Below are 9,237 nucleotides of genomic sequence, written 5' to 3'. Positions count from 1 at the left end.
GTCTTTCAGTCATGCATGTATTGACTGACACTCCGCTTTCGCGAGCAAGCCCGCTCCCACATTTTTGATCGGTGTAGTTACAGACCGATCGGTGTGGCTTCAAAGCGCACGCGAGGATGGGCAATACGGTCCTGCGCCCGCACCAGTTCCAGCTCGTAGCTCGCGCAGGCCTGGGTTTCCAGCAGCACTTCATGCACCGCCGCCGCCGTGAACTCGAAGGCCGCTACCAGGCTGTCGCCCAACAGCACGCGCGCCAGGAACAGCCCAGACGTCAGGTCGCCCACGCCCACCGGCTGACGCGGAAACGCCAGCAGCGGCCGGCGCAGGTGCCAGCTGCCTTCGGCAGTCACCAGCAGCATCTCGAAACCCTCCGGCAACTTGCCCGGGTAATCCAGGTGCTTGACCAATACCGCCTTCGGTCCGCGCGCCAACAGCGCCTTGGCCATGCCCAGGCAGTCGAACAGCGATTGCGGCTTGCGCCCGGCAAAGCTGTCCAGTTCCAGCTGGTTCGGGCACAGGAAGTCGGCCATTGCCGCCGCTTCGTCGAGCAGGAAATCGCTGACCTCCTGAGGCACGATGCAGCCTTTTTCCGGATGGCCCATCACCGGGTCGCACAGGTACAGGGCCTTGGGGTTGATGGCCTTGATCCGCGCCACACCCGTCAGGATCGCGCGGCCCTGATCGGCACTGCCGAGGTAGCCGGACAGCACCGCATCGCAGTTGCCCAGTTCACCAATCGCGGCAATGCCTTCCACCAGCGCCGGAATTTGCTGCGGCGCCAACACTTCGCCCGCCCACTGGCCATACTGAGTGTGGTTGGAGAACTGCACCGTGTTCAGCGGCCAGACGTTCACCCCGACTCGCTGCATGGGGAACACGGCGGCGCTGTTTCCGGCGTGGCCAAAGACCACATGAGACTGGATCGCAAGCAGATGAGGTGTGCGTTTCATGCAGGAGATTTCCGTAAAGCCGTTGAAATTCTGGCCGCGCAGTATGCGACTAAACGCAGCCTGTACGACAGACCGAAGACACAGTTAAGCTGCTCTCACTTTGTTGGAGTTCATCGCATGCTCACCCTGGGAAACATCTTCGTATTGATGCTGCTGGCGACCGGTGCCGCCTGGGTGTGGCACAACCACGGCCTGCGCGAGCGCGCGCTGGAGCGGGTCAAGCAGCATTGCGCCAAGCTTGATATCGAATTGCTCGACGGCGCGGTGGCGCTCAAACGCATCGGTTTTGTAAAGGATGCCAATGGTCGGCGGCGTCTGGCGCGCATTTATAACTTCGAGTTCACGGTGACTGGCGAAACCCGCCATCCCGGGACCATCACCCAATTCGGCGCCCACAGCGCGCAGATCGAGCTGGCGCCCTACCCGTTCGAGATCAAGACGCCTCTGCCCAGCGCCGAGGTGATCGAGCTAAGCCAGTGGCGCCAGGACCACGCCACCAAGAACCGTCACTGACGGCAGGCGGCCAGCGCAGCCTGCAGCGCGGCCACGCCCTGTGGTTCGCTGAAGATCAATTCAATACGTGAATCACGCCGCCACTCACTGGGTTGCCAGTCGAGCGGGCTGTTATCCACAGCGTTGGCGCTGACCCAGCCGTCACCGCTGTGGATAACCAGTTTGGCGCGCCGCCACGAAAGACGCGCCAACCACTGACTCACGCGTTGTGTATCGAATGGCTGACTCGGGTGCCAGCGCCAACCGACACTCCAGCCGCCCTCTTGGGCCTGACTCAGGCAGATCGGCAGCGCGGGATCGCTCCAGATGGCCGGCATCTGCGCCCTCCCCTTGGGCACTTCAAAATTATTCACAGCCGCATAACCCTGCTCGTTCAAACCGGGTAGCCGGTCGAGCGGCAAATGCGCCTGGCGCGTCCAGTAGCGCGGGCAGTCCGGCAGCTGTTGTTCGATGGACAGGCGCTGCGCCTCATCCAGCGCCTCATCCTTGTTCAACACCAGCAACCCGGCACTGGCCAGCGCTTGGCGTTGCGCCTCAGGCAAGGGTTTGCCCGCCGCCAGCGCTTGAGCGTCGAGCACCAGCACACAGGGCTGGACGGCCAGCACGCCCTGCCACGGCGCCTCGCGAAGCTGTTTGAGCAATTGCGCCGGATGACCCAGGCCCGAGGGCTCGATGAACAACCGGTCTGGCTTGGCCTTACGCAGCAAACGGCCCAGGCCTACCTGGAACGGTGCGCCATTCACACAACACAGGCAGCCGCCGGCGACTTCGCCCAAGGCAATGCCGTCGTCATCCTGGGTGAGCAAGGCGGCGTCCAGGCCGATTTGCCCGAACTCGTTGATCAACACCGCCCAGCGCTCGTTCGCCGGTCGTTGGGCAAGCAGGTGCTTGATCAGGCTGGTCTTGCCGGCGCCCAAAGGCCCGGCAATCACGTGAGTGGGAATGTTCTGCAGCATGGAGGGCATCATTCAGACCGTGTAGAGCGTTTGATCCTACGCGGTTACGCCAGCCAATCCAGCGTCAGAATCAACCGGCGCTCATCGGCTTTGAGGGCCGGGGAGCGGTGAATCAGCCCGTGGCCTTCGTTGCCATGCCATTTAGTGCCCTTGAGCAGCGCGACTTCGCCACAGTCAACCTGCTCGATACGCTCGGTGGGCTCCGCATCCGGCTGGCTCAGTTGACGACGGTCCATCACGCCTTCGCGCAACCATTGGCTGCCGACACCGGCATACGTGGTGATCAGCCGCACAGGCACATGGTCGACGTGGAAACGCGGGCACATGGCCTTGTCCAGCAGCCGCAAACGCACGCCTATGCGCTTGGCGCCGAGCAGGCAGGCGAACGCGCTGACCAGCCACGACACATCGGCAATAAAGCCTTCGTAGCCTTCAAGATCACGACAACTGGACGCCAAACCCAGCAAGTTCGGCACAGCGTCCTCGTTGTCGAGCTCAATCACCAGGGACTCGGCGAGCGGCTCGTTGAGCGCCACCAGCAAGGCGCCAAACTCGGCGATATGCAGCGGTAACTGGCGCTGCCACAGCGCCAGGTTGACGCCGTCTTCGAGGATGTCGGACAACGCCAGCGGGGTTTCACCGCGGGTTTGCCGGATGACAGGGCGCAGAGTGATAACCGGGGCGAGCATCAGGCGGCCTCTTCAAACCAAGGGCCAAAAGGATCGGCCAGCAGGCGCCAGCCTTCGACGCCCAGGGCCATTTCTTCTTCAGTGAGCAGGCACGCGTCCAACTCGGCGCGCATCTGGGTGAAATCAATGTTTTGCCCGATAAACACCAGTTCCTGACGGCAGTCGCCGGTGCTCAGTTGCCAGTTGCCCATGATCGCCGCAACGCCCTCTTCGTCCTGCGGCCATTGGCTTTTCGGCACAAAACGCCACCAGCGCCCGGCAAAACCGTGGCGCATCAAGCCACCGGCCTGGGACCAGCTGCCGGCGTCCTGGTGCTTGCTGGCCAGCCAGAAAAACCCCTTGGAACGCAGCAGTTTGCCGTTCACCCACGGCCGGTCGATAAAGGCGAAGAAGCGCTGCGGATGAAACGGGCGGCGCGCGCGGTAAGCCGTCGACGCAATGCCATATTCTTCGGTTTCCGGCACATGCTCACCGCGCAACTCCTGCAACCAGCCCGGGGCCTGGGCGGCGCGTTCGAAGTCGAAGCGGCCGGTGTTGAGGATCTTGTTCAGCGGCACTTCGCCCATGACCATCGGAATGATTTCGGCCTGGGCATTCAGGCGCTCCAGAATGGCCATCAGCTCCTCGCGCTCGTGGCTGCTGATGAGGTCGATCTTGCTGATCAGGATCACGTCGGCGAATTCGATCTGCTCGATCAGCAGGTCGGTGATCGAGCGCTCATCCTCCTCGCCGAGGGTTTCACCCCGTGAGGCCAGGCTTTCGGCGGCCTGGTAGTCGAGCAGGAAATTCATGCCATCGACCACGGTGACCATGGTGTCCAGGCGGGCGATGTCGGCCAGGCTTTGCTCGTTTTCATCACGGAAGGTGAAGGTTTCGGCCACAGGCAACGGCTCGGAAATGCCGGTGGATTCGATCAACAAGTAATCGAACCGACCTTCCTTGGCGAGTTTTCCGACTTCTAACAGCAAGTCTTCACGCAAGGTGCAGCAGATGCAGCCGTTGCTCATCTCCACCAGCTTTTCTTCGGAGCGGTTCAGGGTGACGTCGCGCTGAACCTCGCTGCCGTCGATGTTGATTTCGCTCATGTCGTTGACGATCACCGCCACACGCAGGTTTTCACGGTTGCGCAGGACGTAATTGAGCAGCGTGCTTTTACCGGCGCCGAGAAAGCCGGACAACACGGTAACGGGGAGACGATTGGGCATCAGGTGTTCCTCATCAGGGTTGGCCGGTCAAACCGCCCGTTTATGGCGTTCGCGCAGCTCTTCACGTTCTTTGGCTTCGATACTCAGCGTGGCGGTGGGGCGCAGCAGCAGGCGTTTCAGGCCAATGGCGTCACCGGTTTCACGGCACCAGCCGTATTCACCGCGGGCCAGCAATTCCAAGGCGTCGTCGATCTTGTCCAGCAGCTTTTTTTCGCGCTCCAGCAGGCGCAGTTGCCATTGGCGCTGTTCCTCGGCGCTGCCGACATCGGCCGGGTCGCTGTTGGTTTCCTGCTCGCGCAGCACCAAAAACTCGGCGTCGATACGCGCCTGCAGCTCATCGCGTTGGGTGAGCAGCAACGCACGGAAGAAACCTTGCTGGGCGTCATTCATGTAGTCGGCAGGCGGTTGGGCCAGCAGGTCTTGTTCAGTCATGGGTAGCGGTTCACGGGTCAGGCTGTGTGCTTATGTTATAGTATAACAATACTAATAAGCCAACCCCCCCTTGCTCGTCATGACGAAGGGCGCAATGCTTGAGCACGTTCTTGCCGCGAGAAACCTTATGAGATACCTGGTGTGCGCCCTGTTATTGGCGGCCGCGGGGCCTGCCTGCGCCCAGGCACCGAGCCTGTTGGCCCACTGCACGCGCAGCGCCAACCTGCTGGCCTGCGTAGACCCGCTGGGCAATGCCTACAGCGTGGCGACGGCGGGCAGCACTACGTATTTGCGCGGTTTTGAGGTGATCGGCAAACGCTACTGGGCACAGACCAACAGCCGCTATGGGCAACTGACGTTCTTTACCGGGTTGGCGTCCGATGGTGAGGCGTGGGTCGGCTACACGCGCCGCGTGGGCTGGACCACTATCAACCGGTTTTCCAGTTCCGGTGGTGCCAGCGCCAAGTTCACGTGCAGCCGCATTACCGGCTGTTAGACCTGGCCGTTCTTCTGCTCTTGGACCCACGCCATGTAGCTGTTCATCGGCGGGTTCTTCTGGAAGTACTTTTTCAAGCCTTCAAACAGGCCATCGGCAACGGCCTGCTGATGACGCGCCGTCACCAGCCGTTGGGCGTCCTGGGTGTTGGAGATAAACCCGGTTTCTACCAAGATCGACGGCACATCCGGTGACTTCAGCACCGCAAAACCAGCCTGTTCCACGCGCTTCTGATGCAGCGTGGTGATGCTTTGCAGGCTGCCCAGCACCGAACTGCCCAGTTGCAGGCTGGAAGCGATGGTGGCGTTCATCGACATGTCGAGAATCACCCCGGCCAGCATCGGGTCCTTGTCCTTGAGGTTGAGCAGCGTGGTAGCGCCGAGCAAGTCGGCGCCGTTTTCGCGCTGCGCCATGAAGCGCGCGGTGGCGGATGTCGCGCCACCTTCCGACAGCGCATACACAGAAGCCCCCGAGGCCGTAAGGCGTGGCGCAGCGTCGGCGTGCACCGAGATAAACATGTCGGCCTTGTGTTGACGGGCGATGTCGACACGCTTGCGCAACGGTACGAAGAAGTCGTCATTGCGCACCAACTTCACGTCAAAGCCTTTCTCGCGCTTCAAGCGCTTGGCAAGCAGTTGGGCGATCGACAGCACTACGTCCTTTTCACGCTGGCCCTTAGAGCCAACGGCGCCCGGGTCCTTGCCGCCGTGGCCGGGGTCGACCACCACGATGATGTCGCGCTTGGGATGGGCTTTATCCACCGGCGCAACCAGCGGCGCCGGCTCTGCGGCGATTTGGCGCGGCGCTTGGGTGGCACTGGTCAGGTCGAGTACCAGGCGATGACCCTGGCCATCCTGAGGTGGCAACAAGAAGCTGTTGAGCTGCATCGGCGTGGCCAGGTCGAGCACGATGCGCGTGTCGTTTTTGCCGAAATGCCCCGAGCGAATCGAGGTAATCCCGCTGTTTTTCAGCACCAGCTGAGAGAAGTCCCCACTGAGCCCGGCGCCGCTCAGGTCAATGATCAAGCGTTCCGGCGAGGTCAGGGAAAAGGTCTTGTATTGCACCGGGCCGCTGAGGTCGAGCACCAGCCGCAGTTTGTCGTCGGAGCGCCACAGGCGCGCATTGCGAATCTGCGTGGCGTAGGCCCCCAGAGGCAAAGTGAACAGGGGGCTGACCAGCAGCAGGTTAAGGAGCTGACGTCTGTGCATGACAAATACCGCAAATAAAGGAGCGTCCCTGCTCGACATGACTGAAGAAAGGCTGGAGCAGAAAAATCATCGTCGACTCAATGGTTATAATATAACATGTCTTTTTATTTCCAACGATGGACCTGCTCATGAATGCGCTGACTCTGCCGGACATCGCCGCGCAGGCTTCACGCCAAGCCTTGCCACTCGACTGGGTGGGCATGTGCGGCATCGCTTTGCCGATCCTCATCGACGGTCAGCGCCTGACCGCCACTGCCGACGCCGGCGTAAGCCTGGACGACGGCGAAGCCCGTGGCATTCATATGTCACGCCTGTACCTGGCCCTGGAAATACTCGATCAACAGCCACTGACGCCTGCGCTTCTGCGTACTCTACTTGAGCGCTTTCTAGAGAGTCATGAAGGTTTATCTAAGAACGCCTACCTGCGTATCCACACCGATCTGCTGCTCAAACGCGCTGCATTGGTGAGCCCGTTAGCCGGCTGGAAAGGCTACCCGGTGTGCATCGAAGCGCGCCTGGAAAACCAGATGTTCCACGTGGAACTAAAAATTGACGTGACCTATTCCTCCACCTGCCCTTGCTCCGCTGCCCTCGCCAGGCAGTTGATTCAACAGCAATTTCTCGAAGATTTCGGCAACACGCCGTTGCAGCATGAAGACGTATTGACCTGGCTCGGCAGTGCCAACGGTATTGTTGCCACGCCTCACAGCCAGCGCAGCAGCGCGCAACTGTCGATCCAATTGAACGGCGAGCTGCCGACCCTGCCAATTACCGACCTGATCGACGCGGTCGAAGCCGCCCTCGGCACCGCCGTGCAAACCGCCGTGAAACGTGCGGACGAACAAGCCTTCGCCCTGGCCAATGGGCAGAACCTGATGTTCTGCGAAGACGCCGCCCGCCGCCTGAACCTCGCCTTGAAACGCTCGGATGCCGTCAAAGCCTTCCACCTGAAAGTGGTCCATGCCGAAAGCCTGCACGCGCACGATGCCGTGGCTGAAAGCCGCTGGACGAGAGACTCTGCATGATCACCTGTAACGCTTTACGTTGGGGCGCTCCTGGCCAACCGCTGACGCCCGCCATCGACCTGACACTGGAAAAAGGCAGCCTCACCGGCATCATCGGCGCCAACGGCACCGGAAAAAGCAGCTTGCTCAAAGTCATCGCCGGCTTGCAGAAGCCGCTGGCAGGCAACGTTACCGTGGAGGTTCCACGCCGTGGCGGCCTGTCATTTCTGCCTCAACAACAACACCTCGATCGCCAGTTCCCCATCAGCTTGCAAGAGCTCGTCGCCGCCGGTTTTTGGGGTACAACACTCACCCCGCAGCAACGCAGCCAACGTTTGCAGGCCGTGCTGGAAGACTGGTGCCTCACGGGCCTGGAACATCGCCCGTTGATGGCGTTGTCCGGCGGCGAACTGCAACGTGCCCTGCTCGCCCGCATGAGCCTGGCGGAAGCGCCGGTGTTACTGCTCGACGAACCTCACGCCGCTCTCGATGAAGAAGGCCAAGCGCTGTGCTGGAAACACGTGCACGCCTGGCACGATGAAGGCCGTACCGTGGTCATCGTTTGCCACGACCTTGCCTCCGTGCGCCATCACACCCAGCATGTGTTGCAGATCAAAAATGCCGGCTGCGTGTTCGGCCTCAGCAAAGAGCTGATCCGCCCGCAACCGCACATGCAGGTGGCCTGATGCACTTCGCCGCCCACCTGTGGATGCCGTTTTTCGACTTCGTGTTCATGCGCCGCGCGCTGATCGGCGGGCTGGTGCTCGCTTGCAGCACTGCGCCGCTGGGCGTGTTCCTGATCCTGCGGCGCATGAGCCTGATCGGTGACGCCGTGGCCCACGGCATCCTGCCCGGCGCCGCCCTCGGCTTCTGGTTCGCCGGGCTCAGCCTGCCCGCGCTGACCATCGGCGGCCTCGGCGCCGGTCTGAGCATGGCCGGCTTGTCGGCATGGATCACCCGCCGCACCGGCCTGCGCGAAGACGCCAGCCTTGCCGCCATCTACCCGATCTCCCTCGCCGCCGGCGTGCTGATTTTAGGCATCGCCGGTAAACGCCTGGACTTGCTGCACCTGCTGTTCGGCTCCGCCCTGGCCGTGGACGAAACCACGCTCACCGGCATGCTCTGGGTGTCCGGCTTCAGCCTCATCGCCATGGCGGTGATCTATAAACCACTGCTGCTCGACACCCTCGACCCGCTGTTCCTGCAGACCGTCAGCCGCCTCGGGCCGTTGGCCCACGGCATGTTTCTGACCCTGGTGGTGCTGAACCTGGTGATCGGTTTCCAGGCCATCGGCTCCTTGATGGTGGTGGGCTTGATGATGTTGCCGGCGATTGCTTCACGTTTCTGGAGCCGGCGCCTGCCGGTGTTGATCGCGGTATCGGCGGTGCTGGGATGCCTGTCGGTGTGGTTCGGTTTGTTGCTCTCGTTCTACTACTCACTGCCCAGCGGCCCGGCCATCGTGCTGGTGGCTGGCGGTGGGTATTTGCTGTCCGTGGTCTTCGGTCCGGTGCACGGCTTGCTGCGCCGCCCGCCGTCTCTTACATCCCAATGAGGTGTTTCCCGATGCGCGCTTTACTCGTGCTGTTCAGCATTCTGCTGCCGCTGTCGATGGCTCAGGCCGCCGACAAACTCCAGGTCGTCACCAGCTTCAGCATTCTCGATGACATCACCCACCAGATCGGTGGCGATCACATCCAGATCAGCAACATGGTCGGCCCCGACGCTGACGCCCACACTTACGAGCCGACCCCGGATGACGCCAAGGCGCTGCTCAAGGCCAAGGT

General features: G+C 61.8%; 12 protein-coding genes. 6 read left to right on the top strand and 6 right to left on the bottom strand.

What is annotated here, in order from left to right:
- Positions 1 to 77: 77 nt before the first annotated feature.
- The gene (gene pdxY, locus WBB95_RS09090; RefSeq protein ID WP_424487282.1) at positions 78 to 950 is read right to left on the bottom strand and encodes a pyridoxal kinase PdxY; all 873 of its coding nucleotides are present in this window, start codon (positions 948 to 950) and stop codon (positions 78 to 80) included.
- Positions 951 to 1,067: 117 nt separating this feature from the next.
- On the opposite strand from pdxY, the gene WBB95_RS09085 reads away from it, so the two are divergent.
- Positions 1,068 to 1,463 (top strand): DUF3301 domain-containing protein, encoded by a 396-nt coding sequence (locus WBB95_RS09085; RefSeq protein WP_071485283.1) that lies wholly within the window; start codon positions 1,068 to 1,070, stop codon positions 1,461 to 1,463.
- On the opposite strand, the gene WBB95_RS09080 is transcribed toward WBB95_RS09085, so the two are convergent.
- Genes WBB95_RS09080 through dksA form a run of 4 tightly spaced genes read right to left on the bottom strand, consistent with a single transcriptional unit; the run spans position 1,457 to position 4,745 of the window.
- A complete protein-coding gene (locus WBB95_RS09080) occupies positions 1,457 to 2,419 on the bottom strand; it encodes a CobW family GTP-binding protein (protein ID WP_424487281.1) in 963 nt (320 codons plus the stop codon). The genes WBB95_RS09085 and WBB95_RS09080 overlap by 7 nt on opposite strands.
- Positions 2,420 to 2,463: 44 nt before the next feature.
- A complete protein-coding gene (locus WBB95_RS09075; RefSeq protein ID WP_424487280.1) occupies positions 2,464 to 3,108 on the bottom strand; it encodes a DUF1826 domain-containing protein in 645 nt (214 codons plus the stop codon).
- A complete protein-coding gene (gene zigA, locus WBB95_RS09070) occupies positions 3,108 to 4,313 on the bottom strand; it encodes a zinc metallochaperone GTPase ZigA (RefSeq protein ID WP_424487279.1) in 1,206 nt (401 codons plus the stop codon). Before zigA ends, WBB95_RS09075 begins: the two co-directional genes overlap by 1 nt.
- Before the next feature lie 27 nt (positions 4,314 to 4,340).
- Complete coding sequence (gene dksA / locus WBB95_RS09065) at positions 4,341 to 4,745, bottom strand: RNA polymerase-binding protein DksA (RefSeq protein ID WP_424487278.1); 405 nt, start codon at positions 4,743 to 4,745, stop codon at positions 4,341 to 4,343.
- 127 nt (positions 4,746 to 4,872) lie between these two features.
- Here dksA and WBB95_RS09060 point away from each other — a divergent pair, with 127 nt between their 5' ends.
- The gene (locus tag WBB95_RS09060; protein WP_424487277.1) at positions 4,873 to 5,241 is read left to right on the top strand and encodes a glutamine synthetase; all 369 of its coding nucleotides are present in this window, start codon (positions 4,873 to 4,875) and stop codon (positions 5,239 to 5,241) included.
- Here the strand turns inward: WBB95_RS09060 and WBB95_RS09055 are convergent.
- Positions 5,238 to 6,449 (bottom strand): N-acetylmuramoyl-L-alanine amidase, encoded by a 1,212-nt coding sequence (locus WBB95_RS09055; RefSeq protein ID WP_424487276.1) that lies wholly within the window; start codon positions 6,447 to 6,449, stop codon positions 5,238 to 5,240. The two genes, WBB95_RS09060 and WBB95_RS09055, sit on opposite strands and share 4 nt — an antisense overlap.
- Before the next feature lie 128 nt (positions 6,450 to 6,577).
- Here WBB95_RS09055 and folE2 point away from each other — a divergent pair, with 128 nt between their 5' ends.
- The 4 genes from folE2 to WBB95_RS09035 form a co-directional block, all read left to right on the top strand.
- Positions 6,578 to 7,474, top strand: coding sequence for a GTP cyclohydrolase FolE2 (gene folE2 / locus WBB95_RS09050; protein WP_424487275.1), 897 nt, complete (start codon positions 6,578 to 6,580; stop codon positions 7,472 to 7,474).
- Positions 7,471 to 8,139, top strand: coding sequence for a metal ABC transporter ATP-binding protein (locus tag WBB95_RS09045; protein WP_424487274.1), 669 nt, complete (start codon positions 7,471 to 7,473; stop codon positions 8,137 to 8,139). Before folE2 ends, WBB95_RS09045 begins: the two co-directional genes overlap by 4 nt.
- Positions 8,139 to 9,005: a metal ABC transporter permease gene (locus WBB95_RS09040; RefSeq protein ID WP_424487273.1), complete on the top strand. Its 867-nt coding sequence runs from the start codon at positions 8,139 to 8,141 to the stop codon at positions 9,003 to 9,005. The genes WBB95_RS09045 and WBB95_RS09040 overlap by 1 nt, the downstream gene beginning before the upstream one ends.
- Before the next feature lie 11 nt (positions 9,006 to 9,016).
- Positions 9,017 to 9,237 (top strand): metal ABC transporter solute-binding protein, Zn/Mn family (locus WBB95_RS09035; protein ID WP_424487272.1); only part of this gene is annotated, 221 nt, incomplete at its 3' end.

Origin of the sequence: Pseudomonas sp. (genome assembly GCF_049645325.1) — a bacterium.
Classification (GTDB): Bacteria; Pseudomonadota; Gammaproteobacteria; order Pseudomonadales; family Pseudomonadaceae; genus Aquipseudomonas.
Note: the sequence above shows the minus strand (reverse complement) of the source record. Positions and strands in the feature narration are given on the sequence as shown.

Excerpts from the sequence above, each read along its gene's own strand:
- pdxY (WP_424487282.1), bottom strand. The coding sequence starts at position 950 with ATGAAACGCACACCTCATCTGCTTGCGATCCAGTCTCATGTGGTCTTT.
- WBB95_RS09085 (WP_071485283.1), top strand. The coding sequence starts at position 1,068 with ATGCTCACCCTGGGAAACATCTTCGTATTGATGCTGCTGGCGACCGGT.
- WBB95_RS09080 (WP_424487281.1), bottom strand. The coding sequence starts at position 2,419 with ATGCTGCAGAACATTCCCACTCACGTGATTGCCGGGCCTTTGGGCGCC.
- WBB95_RS09075 (WP_424487280.1), bottom strand. The coding sequence starts at position 3,108 with ATGCTCGCCCCGGTTATCACTCTGCGCCCTGTCATCCGGCAAACCCGC.
- zigA (WP_424487279.1), bottom strand. The coding sequence starts at position 4,313 with ATGCCCAATCGTCTCCCCGTTACCGTGTTGTCCGGCTTTCTCGGCGCC.
- dksA (WP_424487278.1), bottom strand. The coding sequence starts at position 4,745 with ATGACTGAACAAGACCTGCTGGCCCAACCGCCTGCCGACTACATGAAT.
- WBB95_RS09060 (WP_424487277.1), top strand. The coding sequence starts at position 4,873 with ATGAGATACCTGGTGTGCGCCCTGTTATTGGCGGCCGCGGGGCCTGCC.
- WBB95_RS09055 (WP_424487276.1), bottom strand. The coding sequence starts at position 6,449 with ATGCACAGACGTCAGCTCCTTAACCTGCTGCTGGTCAGCCCCCTGTTC.
- folE2 (WP_424487275.1), top strand. The coding sequence starts at position 6,578 with ATGAATGCGCTGACTCTGCCGGACATCGCCGCGCAGGCTTCACGCCAA.
- WBB95_RS09045 (WP_424487274.1), top strand. The coding sequence starts at position 7,471 with ATGATCACCTGTAACGCTTTACGTTGGGGCGCTCCTGGCCAACCGCTG.
- WBB95_RS09040 (WP_424487273.1), top strand. The coding sequence starts at position 8,139 with ATGCACTTCGCCGCCCACCTGTGGATGCCGTTTTTCGACTTCGTGTTC.